This window comes from Mycoplasmopsis citelli, assembly GCF_900660645.1.
Lineage (GTDB): Bacteria > Bacillota_I > Bacilli_A > Mycoplasmatales > Metamycoplasmataceae > Mycoplasmopsis > Mycoplasmopsis citelli.
In genome coordinates, this window is record NZ_LR215036.1 from 1,200,045 (window position 1) to 1,224,814 (window position 24,770).

At 26.3% G+C, this 24,770-nt stretch carries 13 protein-coding genes; 5 read left to right on the forward strand and 8 right to left on the reverse strand.

Annotation, left to right across the window (positions count from 1 at the left end):
• Positions 1–8 precede the first annotated feature (8 nt).
• Positions 9–467, reverse strand: a complete 459-nt coding sequence (locus EXC58_RS04465; protein ID WP_129725873.1) for a hypothetical protein — start codon at positions 465–467, stop codon at positions 9–11.
• 1,019 nt (positions 468–1,486) lie between these two features.
• Between EXC58_RS04465 and EXC58_RS04470 the strand changes: the two genes are divergently transcribed.
• Positions 1,487–4,630, forward strand: coding sequence for a coiled-coil domain-containing protein (locus EXC58_RS04470; RefSeq protein WP_129725875.1), 3,144 nt, complete (start codon positions 1,487–1,489; stop codon positions 4,628–4,630).
• A gap of 71 nt (positions 4,631–4,701) precedes the next feature.
• Positions 4,702–6,729: a transglutaminase-like domain-containing protein gene (locus EXC58_RS04475; RefSeq protein ID WP_129725877.1), complete on the forward strand. Its 2,028-nt coding sequence runs from the start codon at positions 4,702–4,704 to the stop codon at positions 6,727–6,729.
• Between the two features lie 81 nt (positions 6,730–6,810).
• Here the strand turns inward: EXC58_RS04475 and EXC58_RS04480 are convergent, their stop codons facing one another.
• The 4 genes from EXC58_RS04480 to EXC58_RS04495 form a co-directional block, all read right to left on the reverse strand.
• Positions 6,811–8,694 (reverse strand): P68 family surface lipoprotein, encoded by a 1,884-nt coding sequence (locus tag EXC58_RS04480; RefSeq protein ID WP_129725879.1) that lies wholly within the window; start codon positions 8,692–8,694, stop codon positions 6,811–6,813.
• A gap of 87 nt (positions 8,695–8,781) precedes the next feature.
• A complete protein-coding gene (pgmB, locus tag EXC58_RS04485; RefSeq protein WP_129725881.1) occupies positions 8,782–9,456 on the reverse strand; it encodes a beta-phosphoglucomutase in 675 nt (224 codons plus the stop codon).
• A gap of 5 nt (positions 9,457–9,461) precedes the next feature.
• Positions 9,462–11,846: a glycosyl hydrolase family 65 protein gene (locus EXC58_RS04490; RefSeq protein WP_129725883.1), complete on the reverse strand. Its 2,385-nt coding sequence runs from the start codon at positions 11,844–11,846 to the stop codon at positions 9,462–9,464.
• A 26-nt stretch (positions 11,847–11,872) separates the two neighbouring features.
• Positions 11,873–13,507, reverse strand: coding sequence for an alpha-amylase family glycosyl hydrolase (locus EXC58_RS04495; RefSeq protein ID WP_129725885.1), 1,635 nt, complete (start codon positions 13,505–13,507; stop codon positions 11,873–11,875).
• Between the two features lie 207 nt (positions 13,508–13,714).
• Here EXC58_RS04495 and EXC58_RS04500 point away from each other — a divergent pair, with 207 nt between their 5' ends.
• Entirely contained in the window at positions 13,715–15,718 is a 2,004-nt protein-coding gene (locus EXC58_RS04500) for an alpha-amylase family glycosyl hydrolase (RefSeq protein WP_129725887.1), read from the forward strand.
• Positions 15,719–15,758: 40 nt separating this feature from the next.
• Here EXC58_RS04500 and EXC58_RS04505 read toward each other — a convergent pair whose 3' ends face one another.
• From EXC58_RS04505 to EXC58_RS04515, 3 genes are all read right to left on the reverse strand, one after another.
• Positions 15,759–17,315, reverse strand: coding sequence for an amidohydrolase (locus EXC58_RS04505; RefSeq protein WP_129725889.1), 1,557 nt, complete (start codon positions 17,313–17,315; stop codon positions 15,759–15,761).
• A 164-nt stretch (positions 17,316–17,479) separates the two neighbouring features.
• The gene (locus EXC58_RS04510) at positions 17,480–18,337 is read right to left on the reverse strand and encodes a restriction endonuclease subunit S (RefSeq protein ID WP_129725891.1); all 858 of its coding nucleotides are present in this window, start codon (positions 18,335–18,337) and stop codon (positions 17,480–17,482) included.
• Positions 18,338–18,486: 149 nt separating this feature from the next.
• Positions 18,487–19,656, reverse strand: a complete 1,170-nt coding sequence (locus tag EXC58_RS04515) for an Mbov_0401 family ICE element transposase-like protein (protein ID WP_129725893.1) — start codon at positions 19,654–19,656, stop codon at positions 18,487–18,489.
• A gap of 460 nt (positions 19,657–20,116) precedes the next feature.
• Between EXC58_RS04515 and EXC58_RS04520 the strand changes: the two genes are divergently transcribed.
• Positions 20,117–23,857: a coiled-coil domain-containing protein gene (locus tag EXC58_RS04520; RefSeq protein WP_129725895.1), complete on the forward strand. Its 3,741-nt coding sequence runs from the start codon at positions 20,117–20,119 to the stop codon at positions 23,855–23,857.
• 67 nt (positions 23,858–23,924) lie between these two features.
• A complete protein-coding gene (locus EXC58_RS04525; protein ID WP_129725897.1) occupies positions 23,925–24,662 on the forward strand; it encodes a hypothetical protein in 738 nt (245 codons plus the stop codon).
• Positions 24,663–24,770 lie beyond the last annotated feature (108 nt).

Below are 24,770 nucleotides of genomic sequence, written 5' to 3' on the forward strand. Positions count from 1 at the left end.
AAAAGCTATTATTTATTGTTTGACTTTTGACTTTCGCTAATAAAATGAAATTCTAATTTATTTTTTAAGCAAAATTGTTCAAATTTAGAACCTGAAAAACTAAATAAGAAAAGATAAATTTTCTTAACAAATGAAAGGCTAGAAACATCGACTTGATATTTTTGTGGGTTTTTGTTAGATAATGAAATTCAAACTAATCCCATTTTAATTCATAAAACAAGAACAAATAAACCTGCCACAGCATAAATAACATAAATAATTTCTTGTCCTTTATATAAATTATTTGATTGTTTTTGATTAGTTTTTTGTTCTTTAGGAATTCCGTATACACCCAATAATACTGCAAATAAAACAATATAAGCAATTAAAAAAATAATTAAAGCAAAATTAAGAAAATTGTGAAAATTAGCAAGCTTTTTACTAAATATTATTTTAGATTTGAATTTAGGTTTAATTAATTGACTCATTTTTAACTCCCTTGAGCATTAACATTAATTTTACTCTTTTTAACAGAGATAATTAGTATTTGTAAATATAATTCAACAAAAGTATATCGTCTTAATTAAATAAATGCTAAAAAATCACTAAAAAGGTTTTTAAATTACTTAATAAATTAATAAAAATATAAAGTATGCTTATTGTAGTAAAACTACCAAATTTATTTTTTTGATAATCTTCTTTTTAAATTTATATTAAAAACCACAAAAAGTAATCTTTTTGTGGTTAACTTTACATAATTTTCAAAAATTCCATTTTATTTTTGCTCATTTTTAAAAGTACTAATATAATTAAGATACCAATAATAATTTGTTTCCTTTAAAGTCTTTAACTCTTGTTTTAAGTTATTTGTTGTTGTTGTTTATATGTCTTATTCGAGTGTTTTTGACAAGAAGAATATTATAAAAATGGGTAATTTTTATAATATTTTAAATCAAACAGTAAAAAATATTGGTATACAAAATTTAAAAAGTTTATATAAAAGAAATTTCCAAAATAAAGATAGCAAATTTTGTTAATTTTATTAAATAGTTCATGAAAAAATCAATTTAATTTTGCAAAAATTTTATAAATCTTAAACTTTGAAATTTATTTTCATTTTTTAAATATATCTGAAGCTAATTTAAATTGTAATTACAAACTTTTTAAATAAAAACTCAAGGAGGTACATATTGTAATTTAGATAAAGATTTTTAATAACAAAATCTAAAAATCATCTTTAAAATCAAAAATAAGTGTTAATTAAAAATTATGTAAGCATTTTTTAATTTAATTACTTAGTAAATATTCAAATACAATAGAGTTTAATTATAACATAAACACTTGAGTAAAAATGAAAAATATTACAATTTTATAAGAAGTCTTTAATTTTGTTATTCAGTGATAAAAACTTACACAAAACAACAACATCGAGTAATTTAGCTCAAAAATAAAAATTAATTTTTAATTAATAAAACTATATACATTATCTCTAGCAAAGGAAAAACTTATGACTAAAAAATCAAAGAAAAAATTATTGCTTTTAGGATTAATCCCACTTATAGGAACTATTTTTGGTATAGGTTATGGAACTGCCAAAACTATTAATCAATATCAAATTAGCGCTTTAAATAATCAAATAAATGAACTTAATTTAAAATTTGAAAAATATAATCTCGCAAACAAACAAGATAAATTAAAAATTCAATCATTACAATCACAAAGCAAAAATTTGCAATTTCTAGTTCAAAACTTACAAGAAAGCGATTTATCTAGTGAAAATTTCAATGATTTTATCAGTAAATTCAATTATCAAAAAATTTCCGAAGATGCATACAAAACTTTTGAAAAACCACTTTTAAATTGAAAAAGCAACTTAGTTAAAAAAGTCTCATCTTTAAATAAAACTCTTAAAAATCTTTTAGAAAATAATAATTTAACCCAAGAAACTCGTCAAGGGGTTACTGAATCGCTAAACAAAGCAAAAAGCTTATTAAATTCATTAAATGAAATTACTTTTAACGATACAAAAAGTGCAGTTAAGGCTTTTAAATCAATCCAAAAGTCACAAAACATTTTTCTTAATAAATTAAATAGTAGTATTAACTTAATTGTTAGACAAATTAACAAACACAACCAAGAAGTAAATGATCTTAAAGAACAAATTGGTCAGAGAGATCAAAAAATTAAAGATTTAGCTGAAAAACTTATCAGTCAATTAAGATTTTATTTAGAATTAATTGCACAATTTAAAAATAATTTACAAGATTTTAATGGTTTTGATTTTGGAGAAACTGATTCGGATCAGCCCGAAAAAATTAAAAATAAAATTCAAGAAACACTAAAAATTATAACTAAAAAAGAGAGTCTTTTTATTGGATTGGTAGATCAAATGAATGAATCTTTGACCGAAGCTGAAGAAAAGAACGACTATTCAGATTTTCAAGTTTTTAATTTAAATATAGTGCAAAAAAGTTTTGAAAAAATCGTTAAAGAATACGATTTAATAAGAAATGCAATTATTCCTTCATACACAAAATGAAATCAAGAAAAAGGATTACAAATAATAAATCAATCTAAACGAATTGCTCATTTAGAAAGTCAAAATCAAACACTTCAAGCTAACATTAATTCTTTAGAACAAAATCTTGAACAAACCAAAAATGATTTAATGAGCAGCTTAGCTTTATTGCTTGAAAATCAAATTACTAATTTAGGCGGAATTGAGGAAACTATTAGAAGCACTGGTGATACAAATGCGACCGATCCAGCAGATAAGTTAAAACATCAAATTCAAACTTTAACTAATTTAAAAACTCAATACACAGCAGATAATTATTCTCAAACTTTTACACCTGTTTTTAATGATGCTTTAAGAGTAGCTCAAGAAGTTATTCAAGAGTACAAAAGTAATGTTTTAGACGCACTTAAAGTTCAATATCAAGGTACTTTAGATAGTTTAAATTCCACTAAAGAGCAATTAAGTACTACTCAATCTGAACTTAATGCAAAAAATCAAGAACTTACTAATACTCAAAATTCTTTAAATGCTGTTCAAGCAGAATTAGAACAAAATAAATTATCATTAGATACCACTCAAGAAACCTTAAGAATAACACAATCTCAACTCCAAGAATTAAATGCTCAAATAACCACTAACAAAGCTCAAGCCAAAGTAGTATTTAACACTGTGAAATCTGTATATGATGATCTTAAAGTTAAAGCAAATACTTTAATTGGAGAAATGGAATCAAGTATTGATGTTTCAGAGTTAAGAAGCAAATTAAATGAAGATATAGTACCTTTTGAAGAAAATATATCTCTTGAACAAATGCAAGCTAATATTAAGTCTTCACTCGATAAAATAACTCAATTAAATAATTTATTTAACGATACTTATCAAAAAGATTTTGCTTTTAAAAACCAAAAATCACAACAACAAATTCAAAGTCTTGAATCTCAAAAGGATTTAATCGAAAAATCAATTGAAGATTTACAAGCAAAACAAGCAAATTTTTCTAACATTTTATCGAGAAATGTGTCAGCACTAACTAGTGCTTATATCACTAGAAAAAATGCTGCTCAAAAAACAAAAGAATCTGCTAAGCAATATCAAATCAACACTTCAGAGCTAGAAAAATTTCTTGCCTTGCAAGATTTACAAGCTCCAGGAAATGATTTGACTAAACAAATTGATTTTGTCGAAAAATACAATACTAGAATTATTAATTTATCTTCTGAAACATTAAAATTACAAGGTCAAATTCTTAAAAAATCTGAAAAACAAAATCAAAAATCTATAGAAGAGTTGAAAAGGTTAACAGAACAAAACGATCAACTAACTAAAGAACAAGTTGATTTAAATAAAAAACTTCACAATGCAAATGCATCTTCCAAAGAGGCAAATGATCGGAATGAACAACTACAAAAATATGCTGATAACCAGAGAAATTACGACCAACAGCAAATTGCTAAATTACAAGAGCAAAAACAATCTGTTCAGAAACAATTAGATGTGGCAAATACCAAAATTAAAGAAGCAACAGATAATTACATCAAGTATAAAAACGTAATCTTAAATTCCAATCTTTACCAAAATGCTACCAATCGATTTGCCTATTCAATTAATGGTTGATCTGATAAATTAATAACAGGATATTCAGATCCACAACACGATAAGGAAAATTATAACAAATACTTTGAATATCAAAATCCAGGCTTTAAACTAGATCGTATTTCAGTTATCAGCAAATTCAGAGTTAAAATAATGGACCCAAATGCCGAAAAATACACATTCAGAATTTATTACATCGATACTGAAGAAAAAGATGATACAAAAAAATTAAAATATATAGACTGAATATATGAACGCAAAGTTTTCTTAGAAAACCAAAAAATTGCATATAGTTCAAAAGTAAAACAGTATAATATCAACGATTCAGCTAGGGAGGCACTTCATACAGAATTGCTTCTTGTGAAATTAGTTAATGCTGACCAGTCGCAATTAGAATTTATTAATGTTGCAGGTGATTATCTAAAAATTAAAACTCAGGACGCTTATCTTCGCCAGCAAGTCAATATTGAAAAACTTTTTTCTAGAGCTCCAATTGTAGGAATTGAAGAAATTATAAAAAAAGAGTTTTCTTTCGATTAAAAAATTTGAATATCTCTGAAAGGATGTTTCTAATATATCAGCAATTTAATTATTGTTATAATTGAAATAATATGAAATTTATAAAGATTTTTACTTATAAAAAAATTCAAACACTGTTACCTTTAGTTTGTGGGGTTATAATAACATCATCTATTGTTTTTCCTTTATTTTTTGTAGCTAAAAATAATGATTTCTTAATTCCAAAAACTGAAATTTTAAACAAAAACTTTGGTGAAGAATCAAAAATATTCAAAGCACCAAAACGTCCTGAATATGATTTTATGCCTCTAGTTCACAAATTTGAAAAGATTAAATTAGAAAGTAAAAATCTTCCAATCTCAGAAGATTTGTTGTTATTTATAAATCAAAAGATTAACCAAGTTAAAAAAGCTTTAAATGGAGATTATTTTTTACAACAAATCCATTCAAATTGAAACTTATTTTTCGAAAATTACAACATATGAAAACAAGCATTTTTAAATAAAGATGAACTAGTATTATCTCAAGAAGATCAACAAGAGTGAAATAAAATTTTTAATGAAAAATCAAAAAATATTTATTCATCATCAGTTAATAATAAAAAAATAGAATTAGAAAATTACATAAAAAATTTTTATATCTATAAACTAAAGCAACAAATCAAGTTATATGAACAGCATCCATACTATATTCAACCTTTGGAAAGATTAAAAAAGATTTTATATTACTATCAAAATAATTATGAAGAATATGTTGATTTTCAATGAGGAATAGATAAAAACAACAAGTTCACATTAGAACCTAGCAAATACTATAGTGGAAATTATCAAAAGATTTTTATCGATGATCAATATATTAAAAATTGATTAAAATTTTATCAAAGGTGAAATTGGGTTTTTGTACAAGAAAAAGATCAAATCAATAAAATTGAAGATAAAAAAATTAAAGCTTTACAAATAAATCCTAAATTTAAAGATAATAAAATCATTAGCAATTACATAAAAAATCAAATAAATTTTGCTCCAGATAGATATGATGAGCTTTGAACTATAAATCCTCAACACCCTGAAAAAGTAAATTACAATGATGTTAAGGAAATGAATTTTTCGAATTTTGCTAAAAAGAGTAACAAGCTCAAAAAGCAAAGAATTGACGAAATAAATAGATTCGGATTAAAATACAACAATTTTCAAATTTATGGAGGCTTTTCAGATTTAAATATTGATAATAAAAAATATAGAAATAAAGACTTCCAACAATTAAAAAAATTTAATTTTAAAAAATTTTTTAAATATCATGACAATATAAATCTAGACCCTGTTTTGACTGCTGTTGTTCCTGATTTTGAAGTTTATAACAACCTCTTGTGAGATCAACCAAACTTGTTTTCTGATGGTTTATATCGAAATATAAAATCAGAACTAATAAAACCCGTTCACACTAGAATAAAATCAAATAAATTAATTTTTGATTCCTCTTCTTCTATAACACAAAAAGAAATAAAACAAGGAAAATCTCTTCTTAATGATGGCTACTGGATTAACCCAATTCCCGAATACAAAAAATGATTTAATCATTGAAAAGAAATTTTACCTAAAATTATCAATAATACTTGAGATGATAAAACTAAAATTAAAGCGGTTGCTTATTATATTATTACCAATACTATTTATTTATCTCCAACAAACAAATATTTTAATTACAATGGTTATGGAATTTATAATCCAACTCAAATTTTCACTAACGATCCAGAAATTGAATGTGTTGGTTATTCGATGAATTTAGCTGCGGCACTGACAATTTTAAACATTCCAGTCCGAATTTTGGGTGGTGTATATTCAGGTTCTCCTTTATCAACAATAGCAAATTCAGGTCACGCTTGAAATGAAGTTTTTATTGATGGAAGATGAAAAGCAATTGATTTAACTAATTGAGACTTATATGAAGCAGATATTGAACACCAAACATATGAACTTAGAGATGATAAAGATTTATTTTTAGAACGTAATTCAGAATGAATGAACAAATTTAAACTTGATATCGCCTCATATCAAACCACTATAATGTTTTTCAAAAACCCTAAAGAATACGAATATAAAGATCTTCCTGATAGTCTTTAAAGTTAATAAAAAATGTACCACTTTTTAGTTATTTAGACAATAACTTTTTAAAGGTACATTTTTTATATTAATTTTTGTTTTTTAACTTTGATCATTAATAATTTTTAATACTTCTTCTAAAGCTTTTTCTCCGGTTACCTTAGTTGGGCTTTTATCTAAAGTTGAACTAAGTAATAAGTCTTCGATTTTTTTACTAATCTTGCTGGTTTTTTCATTTTTAGGTAGGTTTAATAAATCTTCATTAGAATCTTTTAAAAAATCATCCAATGATTTAAATGATAAAGCACCAGAATGAGTGTAATTAGAATCAGATTCTAAAACTTCAGTTTCTTGTTCTAATTTTGCTTTATCAGCATCGTTTTGACTAATTTTTGCCTTATTTTCGGTAATTTTATCATTGATTTGTTTTTCTGAGTTGTTGTAATAATCAACACCACGATTAACAACATCTTTTAACGGAATAAAGTAAGCTGATTTTCTTGTCATTAAATCTCTTACAGCTATTTCTTCTCCATTATAGTTAACTTTTTGTTTGTATAATCAGTTTAAAAATAATAAAGTTGCTTTATCTTCTTTGCCATTATTATCTACTGAAACAGGAATTAAACTTGAACCCCCTTCAATGTATGTTGAAAAGGTATCATCAGCATTATTTTTTGTAACTTGTTCTTGTAAGAAAACATCATCTCTTGTTGCTCAAGATTTAGGATCTTGACCTTTAAAAAAACTACGAGATGTTTTTGAGTTAACCGATTGTTCTAACCCCACAGATGCAACAACAGCAAAAATAGTTTGATATTGTCTCATATGTCAAGAAGCTCATTCGCCTGCTTCGCTAATGTTATTCTCATATTTTACATCTCTAAATAATGTTGGATTTGCTTTACCACTTACAGCATTAACTTCTTGTACAACATCTGATTGATTATCTTTTACAAATTGGTCAAAAGTGTTTTTAAAAACAGTTTGCATTTCTTGATTATCTTTGATATTGTATTTAATTTTTGAAAAGTCATATTGACCATTAGTTGGTTCTAATTCTCATAACTTTTTACCTTTTAATTGGTTGTTAATAGATTTAAAGAATTCATCTTGCTGATAATCAATAGAAAATACTTGTAAATTACTGATGCTTTTACCGTATTTTGCTACCTTTTCTTTATCAACTTCTAATGCTGATTTTAATTTTCTAGCAAATTCAAATAAACTATTTAAACCTTTAAATGTTTTTTCATTAATTGTATAACCTTTTAAGCTATCTGGTTTAGCTTTTAAAAAATTAATTGCAGAATTTTCTGGAATAGTATTTCCTTTATTTTTTTGTGCATCTAAATGTTCAAAAAATTTACCTGTTTTATCGACTGTTGCACCAGCTTGTTGGGCTAATTCTAATGCTTTATTTAATAAATCTATATTTACACTAAATCCGTTTGTATCCGAAACATCAAAAGGTATATTGTAGATTTTAGTCTTTGATAAATTTTCTCCAACTAACTGAGTGTGTGCTTTAAGGATTTTTTGAGGAAAATCACTAGTAGGTAAAATTGAAGTAATATCTAAAAGTTTGCCATATTTATTAATTACATAAGCAGTTGTTTGATTTCCTAATATTAGATTAGCTAATTTATCAGAATTTAATTTTATATAGTCTTCGTTTTTATTAGTTAATTCCAATTCGCTTTTAGCACCTGTTTTTTCTTGATCTCATAATTCTACTTTTAGAAAATCAGGATTATTTTTCATTGATTCATTATAAAGAGGAATTAGTTCTTTTAAAGCAATCATTAGTGGATGAAAACGAGTTTGGCCTGAAGCAAAAACAATTTTATTATCTGAAGCCGCTTTGTCTGTAGGGTAGTTAAGAATTGTTGGTTTATTATCTTGACAGCTTGTTGCTAAAGCAACTGTTGCAGCTGAAAAAGCAAAGATAGTAGATAAAAATTTTAGTTTTTTAGATTTTTTCATAACCTAAATTTTATAACACATATAAATATATAAAAACAAAAAAATAAATTGAAATATTAAAAACTCTCGAATAATCGAGAGTAATGCTTATATTTTTGTTAAAATATCATTTAAAATTAATTCTTCAGTTGAATGAATTACAAGATCACTGTGGTCAAATAAATGCTCTTGTCCTTGCGGAATAATTGCTATTGAACGCATATTTGCTTCAATAATTGATTTAACTCCTGAAGGGGCATCTTCAATTCCAACACATTCTTGTGGGACTAAATTCATTCCCTGGGCAGCCAGTAAATAAATATCAGGAGCCGGTTTACCATTTTTAACATTTGCAGGGTCAACAATAAAATCAAAGTAATTAATTAGTTGAATTTTTTCTAAAATTAGGGGTGCATTATGTGAAGAAGATGCTACTGCAAGCTTATATTTTTTATTTTTTAGTTCTTTTAAAAAATTTTCTATCCCTGGTAAAATTGCACTTGGATTTAAAGATGTTTGAAGCATTTGTTTATATTCTTCATTTTTATTAAAACACATTTGCTCAATTTTTTGCTCTGAAAACTGTGAAAGCAAATTTTTTAATTTTAAAATAGCTACTAAGGTTTCTTTTCGCGGAAGACCCTTTAAGGGTTCATTTTCCTCTTGAGAATATTCAATATTGTATTTAGCTAGTTCATTTTTTCAAGCTAAATAATGTAAATGTGCCGTGTCAGTTAAAACACCATCTAAATCAAATACAAAACCTTTAATTTCTTTATTCATATATTTTATCCTTGAATTTTAAAAGTTTCTTTAGTATTTGGAGTTAAAAAGATTTCTTTATTATTAATTATCAGCGGTTTTGAAGAAGCTTTTAAACAATCAATTTCAAAGCTATCTTTTACAACAAGAACCATAAATTCTCCGTCTGCATAACTAAAGGTATATTTTAATGAATCTCAGGCATTTGGTAAATTTGGATGAATGCTTAGAGAATCATTGTGTCAATCAAGTCCTCCAAATCCAAAGACAATCATTTGCCAAATTGCCGCTAAACTTCCAGCATGAATTCCTTGATTTGAAGAATCCATATTAGTTCCTAAGTCAATATTAATTGCATATTTAAACAACTCATAAGCTTTATCAATTTTGCCTAAACGGGCAGCTTCAATTGCATAAGTTGCAGCTGAAAGCGAAGAATCGTGAGTGGTAATTGGTTCATAATAGTTAAAATTAGCTTCTCGAACTTTTTTGTCGTATAAATGTGGCATTAAAGATGTAAGAAGCACTACATCAGCTTGCTTTACAAGTTGTGAAGCAAGGAGTTTGTGTCCTTCTTTGGTATTAAAAAGCTTCTTACCAGCATCTCCAAGCATTTGAAATGCAGAAACATCATTTTTAGGCAATGATAAAAACGAATCATTTTCAGCAATAATTAAATTTTCATTAGGAAGTTGCTGTTTTAAATTTGCATAAACATCTTTCATTTTATCCACATTAATTGGATACGGAATGTTTTGATAAATTTGTTGCAGAAGTGTTTTACCTTCAGAAGTTGCAGATAAATCATTAATAACTTTTAGTGCTAACTCAATATTAATTTGTGCAAGTTTATTAATATAAGCACTATTATCAATGTTCCCTTTATATTCATTTGGACCCATAACATCATTGATATAATATTGCCCATTTGCTTGTTTTTCAGCTCTGTTTGTGTAAAAATATGCTGTGTCAATAATCATTTCATAACCCATTGATTGCATAAATTCAATATCACCGGTGACTTGATAATATTGATTAATTGCATAGGCTACATCAGCAGAAACGTGAATTTCCTGTCTACGCGATGCAATTGGAACTTGTTCTCCAGTTTCAATATCTGCTTGACCTCAATATGGACATACTTCTCCATCAGTAGGTCAAGCCATTTCTCACGGAAATTGAGCTCCTTCAAGATTACTTTCTTGAGGCCTTTCTTTAATTTCTTTGGCTTTATTACGGGCTCCTTGAAGACCTAAATATCTGTATGTAAGTAAATTACGAACTACTTTTGGGTTAGTAAATAAGTAATTGGGATTAATGAAAAATTCAGTGTCTCAATAAGTGTGTCCTTGATATCCTTCCCCACTAAGTCCTTTAGCTCCAACATTTTTGTAAATTGAATCTTCAGGAACAAATGAATTTAGGTGAAAAATTCCAAATTCTAATGCTAAAGTATCGTATTTAGCTTGCTCATTTTTCCCGTTAATTTCTACAAAAAACTGATTTCAAGTCTTTTGGTGCATCACTTTAATTGATTGCTCTTTTAAAGTTTCATAATTAGAATTTAAAAGCTCTTGATGCTTTTTATTTGCATCTTTAATAACAAGTTCATCATTTAAAATTTCCATTTCTGAATCAACACTTGTATGCACTGACATAAGTTTTACAAGTTCAAATTCATCATTTTCTTTTAAGGTTAAATTAATCTTAAAAGCTACTTTTCTTCGACTAATTGTAATTAAATAATCATCATTACCGCCAACAATTTTTTGATTATTCAATTTAGCTTGAGTAACTAAATTATGTACTACTAAACGCTTTGAAAAAGTAGTTCATTGCTTCATTTGCAACGATTCAGTAGTAGGACGGCTTTTTAATCCTTCGGCAAAGTGTTGCGATCCAGTATTAGTTACTTGAGCATTAATACCAGGAATAACGCTAAGTTTAATTTGTGAATGATTTTCAGCAAGCTTTAAAACTTTAAAACTTATTTTTTGTGCGTACACATTTTTTTGGTCTTGTGATACAAAACGCTCAAAATTAAGTTCAAATTTTCCTTCTTCTCTTTCGATAATGATTTGACGAGTTAAAACTCCTTCTTTAATAAAAAGAGTTTTTAAATAAAAATCTTTTTCGCTTAATTGAATTTGTTTTCCATTAATTAAAATTGGAGTGGTCATTAAATCGGCTAAATTAGCTAATTCAGATACATCTTCTTCAGAAGATTTGTTAAAAATGCCATTAACAAAAAAGTCTTCTTTATTGTAAATTGCTGGTTCTTCATCAGCACTTCGAAGTCCTAAATATCCATTCCCTAATGCAAAAATACTCTCGGTTTTTGCAGTTTTAGTTTTGTTGAATTTAATTTGTGAAACCGTTTTTTTCTCTAAATCATATTTTAAAAATTCCATGGTTTTTCTCTCTCTTTAAAAATTTATTATTCTTTGACTAAGACTGATTCATATGGTCTAAGTAATTTGGTTGGGATTTTTTTATCTGATCATGAAGATAAAATAAGTTCGCTAATATTTTGGTTAAATTCTAATTCTTTTTCAGTTAAATTAATATATGCAATAAGTTTTTCAGTTTCGCTTTCTCGAGTTATTTTGATAACTCCACTATTTAAAACTTCAATATCTGATTTTCCATATACTAACAATTGATGATATTTTTCTTTTCTTAAACTAATAATTTCTTTATAGAAATTTAAAATACTATTTGGACTGCTTTGCTCTTTAGCAACATTAATTTCACTAGTAAATCTACCATTTTTAATTCAAGGTTTAGCACCAACATTAAATCCTGAATTTATCGAAGCATCTCATTGCATGATCACTCTCCCAGCATCGCGAGAATTAATATTTGAATAAAGTAACATTTCTTCTTCGCTATATATTTGGTCTCGATCAACCATATTTGCAAATGAGTTGTGAGTATCTACATCTTTAAATTCATTCCTATTATCAAAATGAGTATTTAAAAGTCCAATTTCTTCTCCGTAGTAAATGCAAGGAACTCCTTTTAAAGCAAAAAGCATCATTGCATGGGTTTTGGCACTTTGGTTCCGAAAAATGGTTTCGGAACCTCAACGTGAAATGCTCCGAGAAGTATCGTGATTTGATGAAAAGTTGGTAATCATTTGTGGAGCTATCTTTTCATCAACTTGGAAAGCTCTTTGTTGATAAGCAAATTCTTTGTAATCTCAAAGTGAATCATATCCATTTCTACCGGTTTGTTTTCCTCAACCAATTCATCACCACGCAAAATTATAGTAATTATCAGACACTTTGTTAGTAATTCCGTATTCAATAAGTTCATCATGAGTAATTCCGCTAGCTTCACCTAAAGTAAAAGCATCAGGTTTATCAGTAAAAGCAAGCTTATTAAATTCCTTTAAATATTCAACTGCTCCCTTACATCAAGCAAAATTGGGGTTATGTTTAAATTCGTTGAATTTTTTTGAAACATGTTTTATAGCATCAAGTCGAAATCCTCTAACCCCTAAATCATATCAAAAGTTAATTACTTCAACCATGGCTTTTAGAGTGTCAGGATGCTCTCAGTTTAAATCAACTTGTTCTTTAGCAAATAAGTGAAAGTAATATTTATTAATTCCAGGGACATATTCTCAAGCACTTCCACCAAAAATTGATTGAGCTTGTTTTTCTTCTTCAGATAGTTCATCTCGCCAAATAAAGTAATTGTGTTCAACATTTTTTGTTGAAGAAATAGCTTTTTTAAATCACTCATGTTCGTTGGAAACGTGATTTAAAACAATATCCATAATAATGTCAATTCCTCTCTTTTGAGCTTCAGTAGCAAGTTCTTTAAAATCTTCTAAAGTTCCAAATTGTTTTCATACATCTTTGTAATTTAGCACATCATACCCTGCATCAACAAAATTAGTGCTATAAATTGGACAAAGTCAAATTGCATTAATCCCTAAATCTTGCAAATAGTCTAGTTTTGAAGTAATTCCTTTTAAATCGCCATCTCCATCATTATTGTAATCCATAAATGATCTAGGAAAAATTTGATAAATAATGCGATCAGCTAACTTAATTGTTTTCATGTTTAATCCTTTTTTGAGTTATTTTTAATTTAATATAAATTAAAGGTATGTAAATTATAAAAAAACAACTCCAAAAAATTCATAAATTCTTGATAAGTCAAATTATTTACTTATTAATCACAAAAGTTATCTTTTTAAAAACCTTTTGACTTGTATATTCAAGAATTAAGCTTATAAATACCAACAAATAAGTACAATTTAATTACTATGAATTTTAAAAAATTATCAGAAAGCCAAATACAAGCTTTTGACAAGGAATTTGCTTATTTAGAAGATGATTTAGGAGTTGTCTATTTCCAAGATTATATTCAAATTAAATTATGGCAACCACTAGCTAAAAATGTGGAAATTTTGCTTTTTTCGAATTATCAAGCAAGTGATTATCAAACTTTACAAATGATTAAAGAAGGTCCAATTTGAAAAATTTTATTAAATAAAAAATACCAACATTTTTATTATCAATTTCAAATTACCCATAAAAATAATCATGTCACAATTGCCTTAGATCCATACGCAAAATCAATGGCTCCATTTAACCATTTTCATGAAAAAGTGGGTAAAGGTTTTATTTTCAACTGACAAGATGAAATTAAAAAACCATCTCCTTTAAAAGCGAAAATTAATTCGGTTAATGAAGCAATTATTTACGAGCTTCAAATTCGAGACTATACTAGCTTATATCCAAATGCTTTACAAAATACCAAAGGTACTTTTAATGCAGCTTTAGAAGTGGGGATTTTTGATCATTTAAATCAATTAAACTTTACTCACTTACAACTTCTTCCTATTCAAAGTACTTATACAGTTAATGAATTTAATCAAAGCATTATAAACCAAGGAGAAGGAAGCGGATTTAGCACCAATTATAACTGAGGATATGATCCGCATAATTATTTTTCAATTAATGGAATTTTTAGTTCAGATCCTTTAAATCCTAAAGTGAGAATTGATGAATTTGCACATTTTGTAAACCAAGCACACCAAAAAGGAATTGGAATTATTTTAGATGTAGTCTTTAATCACTTATTTAATAATGATATTTTAAATAACATTTTGCCTGGATATTATTTTAGAGAAAACGCAAAAGTCAAACCAGTTGACCAACCTCCACTTGCAACTCAAAGAGCAATGACTCGTAAGCTTATTATTGATGTTTTAAAATATTTTGTTGAGTATTTTGACATTGATGGATTTAGATTTGATTTATCGTGTTTTTTTGATAAAAAAACTCACGAAGAAATTTCCGAAGAACTTCGGAAAATCAAGCCAAACATCATTTTACATGGTGAGGCATGACCTTATTCAGATTTAGAGTTTAATAGCACTTACATTAAAGGATATAAAACAAATAATTTTGAATTTGGGTATTTTAATGATACTATGCGTAATGCCATTACTTGTTATGAAAATGATAAAAGTATCAAGGGCTTAGTCTTTGAAAAAAGCAAAGATCAATTTGATAAATATATCTCTTCAGTAGTAGGAAATATTAAGGAATATCATTGAAAAGATATTCCACACTCAGAACATTTTTATGATCTTTTTAATAATGATACAAACACAAATTTAGGGTATGTAGCTTGCCATGATGGGTTAACATTGTGAGATAAAATTGCAGTGCATGCAAAAAATAAAAGTTTGAAAGAACTTTTACAAATGTATCGAAAATCACTCATTATGCTTTACACAACTCCAGGAAGAAAACTACTTCTTGCAGGAACTGAATTGCTTCAAAGTAAACCTTGTGATATATCCGGAGCTGATGCAAATAAATGTGAAAAAATGAATATTAAAGACTATCTGAATTTAAATGCTGATAAAAATTCTGTGCATGAAAATTCATACAAAACTACTGATTATGTTAATGGAATAAAATGAAATAACTTAAATATTAATGGTGTTAAAGAGCATATTTATGATTTTGTAAGTAATTTAAACAAATTTAAATTACAATACCCTCATTTTAATTTAATTTCTGCTGAAGAAATTAATCAAAAATTATCATTTGTTAAGGTTAATTATGATGATGGATTGCTTATATATAAAGTTGTGGATAACAATAGTGAAATTACTATTATGCACAACTTTAGCAATAATACATATACATTGGAAGAATATATTCAACACACAACTTTATTTAGTTCTTTAATTATGCAAGATCAAAAAGCTAATGTTTTAGAAGCTCACGAATCTAAAATATTAATTAAATAAAAAGATATAAAATAGCAGAGAAATTAATTCTCTGCTATTTTTATTTATCTTCTTTTTTCTTAGATCAAACAACTTTGCCTCGAAATCATGTTTGAAATGGTTTTATTGTTTTTAATTGTTCGAAATTATTTAAATTAAATATATCTTCTTCATAAAGAATAAAATTAGCAAGGTAATCTTTTTGAATTTGCCCCATTATTTTTTCTGCATTCATAAAATAAGCAGATCCCTTTGTATATGCATCTATTGCATCATAAATAGTGACTCTTTGCTCTTTGTTTGGATGATTAAGTGCTGCATAAATATTATTTAACGGATTTAAAGGAAATACTAAATGGTCTGTTGACATTCCGACATGAACTTGTTTTTTAAGAGCGGATTGAAAAGGTAAAAAGCTTTCATGGAGTTGATCGGAAAACTTATAGTTAATAGAACACATTTCAAAAGCAACGGGGATATTACTTTGAGATAATTGTGTAAGTAAATTATCATCTAAATATGAAGCATGAATAATTGCATTTCTTGCTTTATTTGTTTTGCTGACTTTTTGATATTTTTTTATTAATGAGGCAATAGCATAATTACCAATTGCATGCGTAGTTATTGCTAAACCTAATTTATTAATCCTTGCGACATATTTATCAAAATCACTATTTTCAGTATAAGGTTTTAAAGCTTTTTGTTGAAATTTTTGAGCAAGTTCTTCATCAAAAGCTGCTGTTTTTGAATAAACAGTGCCATCAGCAAAAACTTTAATTGCCCCTAATTTGTGATTATCAGGTAATGTAATTGTTTCTTTTTTGTTAATAAAATCTTCTAATCATTTTGGTTCGGTTAATCATAGTTGGTGATAAACTTCTAAAGATAATTCATCTTTAAGTAGTTGAATTTGCTCAAGACTTTGTTCTCAGGTTGAATTTCTTAAATCACAAGTATAAATCCCAGTTAAGCCTAATGAATTTGCATATTTGACATAATCCTTAAGATAATTAGCTTCTCTTTTAATATGTGAATTAGACATGAGACTATCAACTCTTCAAGTTATCATTTCTCTAACAAAACCAGTAGGTCATCCTTGTTCATCTAATTCAATAATTGAACCAGGATCGATAATATTTTTCTTAAAAGCTTTAAGTCTTTTTAAAGCCTTAGTGTTATAAACTCCTGAGTGATAATCATTTCTTCATAAAAATAAAGCCACTTTTTCAAGCATATGGTCAAGATCTTCTCTTGTGGGTAATTTAGATTCTTTTAAGTTTAATTCACTTAAACCATAGCCAATTAAAACACTGTTTTGTTTAATGTTATGCTTGCTTTGATATTGTTTAATTAAATTTGCTATATCAGCAAAACTTTTTGCAGAACTAATATTTAAATAATGCATATATTTAGCAGAATAAAAGAAATGAACATGGCTATCAATAAAACCAGGGATAACAACTTTTCCTTCTAAATTGATGATATTGCTTGGTTTTTGACTTAGGATTTCCTTATTTGATCCAACTTTTAAAAAGTTATCTTTTTTTAAAAGAAAAGCTTGTGCAAATTGTTCATTTGAAAGATATACTTTCCCATTGATAAAAGCGGTTGTTTTCATTAAATAAATTATAATTTATTCTTTATTATTGAAGTTTGAATATATCAATAAAAATTTATGTAAAAACTAGAAATTTAGATTTTTTTGTTATTAATTTAATTAAATAAAATTCAGTTGTCTACATTTAGTCGACAACTGAATTTTTACTAAATTTCTTCTGCTATCTATTGTTGAACTATTTGTTTTGTTAATTCAATTTTTTGATCAGCTCATTGAACAACATCTTTAATAACTAATTTTTGCACTGCTGAAATTAAAGTTTCCATAAATTCAAAATCAATTTTTTCATTTTTTGTGGGTAAAATAATTTCTTCATTTGAAGCTTTTTCCCAAGTACACATATAATCGTAATTGAATTTTTCTTTTAAGAATTTTAATGAGCTAGATAAAAATAGTCCTGTTTTTATAGACATATAAAATAACGTTTTCATAGAGAAAACTCTTGCATGAGTCACCATTTTATAATCAAAATTTCTGTAAAAAGCATTACCAAACATATCAATTGTTATTGTATTTTTATTAAATACTTTTGCGTTTACATCAGTTTTACCAATTATTCCATTATTTGTAAGGCCGGAAGAAACAACAAATATTCCTTTATTATTTATGTGTTTCTTTTGAATATCAAAATTTCCGTTAAATCCTTCGAATAAATCTTTAATTTTATATTTTTCCCAATTTAAACTTAATGATTTATCATTTAATAGTCTTCTTATCGCTAAGTCTTCTTCCTTAGTTAAGTTAAAATCTTTAAGACCTGTAGCAGTTAAATAAGCTTCCAGCTCAGCGATTCTTTGAGCTTCCAGCTCTTTAATAAAATTATCTATAAATTTATAATCTATTTTACCTTCAATAGTAGGTAGAAGTATTTTTTCTTTTTTAACCTTACTTCAATGGGACTTATTATTTCAGGAATATTTTTCATAAATTGCATTTCTTATTATCGAAATAAAAAACAAATATTGATTATTCGTAAATTTTCTATCTTCTATAAAATCAATTGAGATAGATGGGAAAAACATGTGGGTAAGAGTATATTAGTTAAAATACATCTCTTAAAGCAATTAAATTATACAACACAAAATGGAACAATTTTAAAATTGTTCCTTTTTTAATTCTCTAAAAAGAATATCAAAATTGATTTTTTTAAAATAATTTAATGTATAAAAAGTTAAATAAAAATTAAATTTTCATTGCTTTTGGTGTTAAAAAGGAGAATTGTTTTAAAAGTATCAACCCCAAAAACTGCGAACTTTTTCTTGCCATATTTTTTTATGTGGTGTGATATAAACGCCTCTGTATGTGAACCGATATGATATTCTTGTTCAAAGTCCTTAATAAAGTCTTTATTATTTTTAATATATTTTATGAAATCTTGTAAAAGTTTCTTTTTGATTTTAGAGATTTTGTCTCATTTATTTTTAAATTCATATACAAGAATTTGAAGTGCCAACTCTCACTTTCCTTGTAAGAGCAATAACTTAATAGTTTTAAATAAGCTTACTTCATAAGTAAGCAAATAATCTAGAAAAATTTTCTTGTTTTCAGTTTTATATTTTCCAAAACCACAAAGAGAAAAGAGTTTATGAATAATGTGAAATCAATCCAAAATGTACTTAGCGTTTAAAGCTTTAGCAAGTGTCTTAATAAAAGAGGCGCCATCACCATAAATAATAATTTGATCAAAATCATTCCCATATATTTCTTCAATTTTACTTCTTATAGTTTCAATATAAGCATCATCAATTCCGCTACCACTTTTAGTTAAAGCCAATTCTACAATAACAGTTTTGTGAACAATTTCATTATTTGAATTTTTACCTTTATGAGCTACTATTACTCGAACACGATTTTTGTTTATTGTATTTGAACTATTGCGTAAATCTAAAAACGTATCATCTACTTCCAAATACAAAATTCTTCCGCTATCAGTTGGTTGTTTGAAGTTGATCTTTTGTTGTTGGGTTTGGGATTTTAAAATATTAGTAATTGTCTTAGCACAAATCATATTTTGATATGCAATTTCTTTAATAGCTCGATTAGACATCCCTTCCTTTTTTAAGGCAACAACATTTTCAATAATTGAAAGGTCAATATTTTTGTGTTTTGGAATAGTTCAAATAGGATTATTATCATAAAAATGATATTGGTTTTGCTTATCGATAAATAAATATCTTTTAAAATTAAATACCCCTTGTTTTGATTTAATTTTTCGACAACGAATTTGACGAATGTTTCATCCTAAATCTTTACGGGCTTGGGAATGAGCAAAAGCTTGCTCTTGTTCAAAAAACAAACTTTCCAAATGCTCTTTAATTAATCTCTGGGCATTTTCATTCATAGCAATATTATAACGCTAATTTTAAATCAAAAAACTTCTTATGATATTAAAGATTAGTATTATATTTGTATTTAATTAAATACTGATATTAAAAAATAATATTATATTTATTATTTATATTCTTACTAGAATATAAAATATTATTCTTAATTTATATACTATACTTACTATTTATATTTAATTTAAATATATTAGATGCAATTTTAACATATATTAAATAAAATCTTTTAAATACTTACATTATTTTTTCTAATCATAAAATTAAGTATTATATTTACTTTTATTTAAGTAAAAAATTTTAAAATTTTAATTTTTAGATTTTTTAAGTAATTATCAAAGAAATAATTTTATTTTTGAAAATACCGCATTTTAATGTGATTTTTTAGTACTTTTTTATTTTTTATTTTTTGCACGTTAAAATGCAAATATAAACATAAAAATAAACAGGAAGGAATATAAAATGAAACCTAAAACTAAAAAAATATTACTTTCATCTTCACTTGGAGTTAGTGTTTTAGCTACAGGAGTAGGAATAGGATATTTATTCTCGTCGCTAAATTATGAAAATAAAATTTCCAAACTTAAACAAACAATTTCTCAACTTAATGCTAAACTCAATTCATTAAAAGCTCAAAATCAAAATGACAAAACTAAAATTACTACTTTACAAGCAAAACAACAAAATTTAGAAACAATGATTAAAGACCTACAAGATTCCAAAATTTCAAATAGTGATTTTTCTGAATCCTTAAATGCTCTTTCACAAGAATTAAAAAGCGGAAAAACTGTTGTTGAAGTTATTAAAAACGTTGGATATAAAGACCTTAAAACTCCAATTATGGATTTTAAAAATGATTTAAAAACAAAAATAGATTTATTATCCACAACTTTAAAACGGGCTTTAGAAAGTAATAAAAATCTTACAAACGAAACAAAAGATGCAATTAAAAATTCCCTTTTAAAAGCTCAAAAGTTTCTTGATAATATCAACGAAAATAATTTTGATGATTTACCTAAGACCACAGTAGCTTTTAATAATTTATCTAAAGCTCAGAAAATCTATTTAGCACAATTATCTACTGCCATTGACTTAATGAATGAGCAAATAGCTATTCATCAAAGTGAAGTGAGTTCTTTAGAAAAACAAATTTCTCTAAGAGACCAAAAAATCAAATTACTTTCTGAAAAGCTTGCTGATAATTTAAGTTTTTACTTACAATTATTAGAAGAATTTAAAACTACCTTAAATGATTTTGATAATTTAAAACTGCAAAGCCTTAATACTACTAAAGTTAATGACCTTAAAGCCAAAATACAAATAACTTTAGAGCTTATAGCTACTAAAAAAATAGTCTTTGAAGAATTGCTTAATAAAATGAATTCATCTTTAAAACAAGCTCAAGCAGATAGTGATTATTCAAATGTCTTTAGTTATGATGTGGACACTGTCCAAAACTCTTTTGAAGAAGTAATTAGAAATTTTGAACAAATTCGTCTTGATACTATTTCATTGTTGATGGGAGAAAATAATGCTAAAACTCTTCAAATTCTAGCTCAACAAAAGCAAATTGAATCTTTAACTACTCAAAGTGAAAATCTCCAAGTTCAAGTTGATGCTTTAACTAAAGATAAAACTTCTTTAGAAGCTACTATTGCTGAAATTAAAAAGGATTTAATCACCAACTTAGGTTCAATGCTTGATAGTCAAATTTCATCCCTTACCGGAATTGAAACCACTATTAGATCTTCAACTGTAAGTGAGGCGATTACTTTAGCTGATAGACTTAAAACTCAAATTGACGCTCTTAGAGACATCAAAACCAAATACAGTGCTGATAATTACACCGAAACCTTTTCTCCTGTTGTGAAAAAAGCACTTGATTCAGCTCAAGCAGTTATCGATGAGTACAAAAGCAATGTTTTAGATGTTTTAAAAGCTCAGTATGAACAAACAAAAGCAAGTTTAAACAAAACTCAAAGTGAACTTGAAATAACTAAAACTGAGCTTGATAGTAAGCAAAAAGAATTAGCATCAACTCAAAACACTTTACAAGAAGTTCAAGCTCAATTAGCTCAAAACAAAAAAACGTTAGAAACTACTAACGAATTGTTAACTAAAGCTCAAACTCAACTTAACTCTTTAAATGATGAAATTGATAATAATAAAGCTCAAGCCAAAATCTCCTACAATGCTGTTAAAGAAGTATATGATAATCTTAAAGCCAAAGCAACTACTTTACTTGGAGTAGCTCAAAGCGGAGTGGATTTAACAACCTTACAAAATCAACTTGCTCAAAGCATTCCAAATTTTGATGAAAACGCTACTTTAGACCAAATGCAAGCAAGCATTAAAGCCTTAATTGATTTTTCAACATCGCTTAATAATGCTTATGGTGATGTTTTACAAAAAGATTACGATTCTCAAGCTCAAAAACAAACTCAAATAATCACATCATTGCAAGCATCAAAAGAACAAATCCAAAGAGAATTAAATTCTTTAAATTCTGAACTGGCTAATAACAAAACTCAAGCCAAAAGTTCTTATGAGGCTGTTAAAACAGTCTATGATACTCTTAAAAGCAAAGCACAAAACTTTCTTAGTCAATTAGATTCAAGTGTTAATAGTGATAAGTTAACCCAAGAATTAGCAAAACCAATTATAACTTTTGATGAAAACGCTACCTTAGAAGAACAACAAGCAAGCATTAAAGCTCTAATTGAATCTTCTACAAGACTTAATGATCTTTACAGAAATACCTTACAACAAGATTATGATGCTAAAGCTCAAAAACAAACTCAAACCATCACAACATTACAATCATCAAAACAGCAATTTGAAAGAGAATTAAATTCTTTAAATGAAAAATCTTCGCAATTTAAAAGTGCTTTATTAATAAATCTTAACAAAGCAATTTCTGATTATAATGCTAAATTAAATTCAGCTAAAACACTTGTTGCTAATGCTAAGAAACTTTCAATAAACACTGAAGTTTTAGAAAATTTAACACAAGCAACTGTTTTACCAACAAATGCCGATACTCCAAATGATCAAATTAAATTATTAAAGCAATATGATGAAAGAATTAATAATCTAAATAAAGAATCATTAAATATTCAAGATTTAATGATTAATAAAAATAAAGAAAATTCAAACAAGCAAATTGAAAATATAAATAACCAATTAAATCAATCAAATCAACAAGTTTCTTCTCTTAGAAATCAATTAAACGATGTTAAATCAAGACTTTCAGCTAAAACCGAAGAAACTATCCAACAAGAAAATCAAATTACCCAACTAAACTCTGAACTACAAACCCAACTTAATCAAGTTAAGGAATTAAGCAGTAAGTTGCTTAATTCTAAAACCTACCAGAGACTAAACAATTCTTTATTTGTTTTATCTGAATCATATAAGCGTCGAATTTCTAAAGCCCAACAAGAATATAAAATCAATCACCCTAATCAAAATATGTCTTTAACTGATAAAATTGACGTTTTTGTTTCAAAAGAAAATATCGATTATTCAAAAAGTATTTTTGATTTAACACCAACAGAAAATCAATCTTCTTTAATCACATCTCCAAATACTCAAAACACTCTAGTAGTTAAATATGTTGATTTTAATGATTCTACAACTATAAATGGTAAACAAGATTATAAAATCAAAGAACAAATAATTCAGTATAACCCAAATCAAGGTGTAATTTCTTTCTTAATCTCTTCAAATCAATCAAAGAGAGAGCTTTTTGTAGTTTCAAGTGATTCTAAAAATCACTTAACATATAAACACTATTTGGGTATCAAAGATATTAATTTCTCAAACCCCCAAGGAGAAAATACTCAAATTGACTTTAATTATAGTGTTCAAATTCTTGATGTTAAAGTAGTAGTTAAAAACCAACAATATGTTTCTAAAATTCAAGGTAGACCTTGAGAACTTCAAACTCTTACTCCTTTAGAAACAAATAATATTCCAAATCTTTTTAACCCGCTTATTGATCCTAATACTTTTTTAGATGATTCTATTTTAGAAGAAAAACTTTCTAAACTACCACCAGAAAAACAAAAACCAGCAATGGATGAACTGGAATTGCTTTATCCTAATTCTAATATTCATAGTCCCAAATATGCAAGATTTTGAAACAAAACCAAAAAAAGATGAGATGACGCAAACCCTTGACCTTCAGAAAAAAACAATTAAATATCACAGAATATCTGTGATATTTCTTTTATATTTTTGATATAAATACCGTTATAATTAAAATAATATGAAGTTTTTCAAATCAAAAACCAAGAAATTTACATTACTTTTAACTATCACATTAGCTACTACAGCTTTGGTTTTTTTAACTCCAAGTCTTTCGTTTCCAAAAGAAACAAGCATTTCTTCATTTCCACAAAAATCTTATACAAACATCATAAATATCAAATCTAAAAAGGACCCATTAGAAAACGAAAATCAATCTCCAACAATACCAAGAAAAGATTCGTCAAACTCAAATGATGTATTAAAAAAAGAAACACCTTTAAATCCAAAACCAAATAAGAATGCTAGTCCATTAGAATCAAGTGAAACAAAAAACAATTTTAATAATAAAAAATTACAAACACCTAACTCGCCTCAACCACCTAAAAAAGCATCATCAAAACCAGGATTATCAGATTGAAATCAAGAATATTTGACAAAACTGAAAAGCAAACTTCAAAAAATTGTCTTAGATTCAAAAGAACTTCCAACTTCAAAAGATTTTTCAGCATTTTTCAGCGATAGTATTAATTCAATTGACCAAGCAAAAAATATTGATGACTATTTTGAAATTCGCAGAACAAATTGAAACAAAATTTTTGAAAATTATAATACTTGGAAAGAAACATATTTAAATAAACCTCAATTATTTGATTATTCAGAAGATATACAGGATTGAAATAATTTATTTTCTATAAAATCAGATGATATTTATACATGAACATCTGATAACAAAAAATACCAACATGATATTACTTAAAAGATTTTTATATTTATAAATTACAAGAGCAAATTAAGTTATATGAACAATATCCTTACTATCTTCAACCTTTAGAAAGATTAAAAAAACTTTTATATTACTACCAAA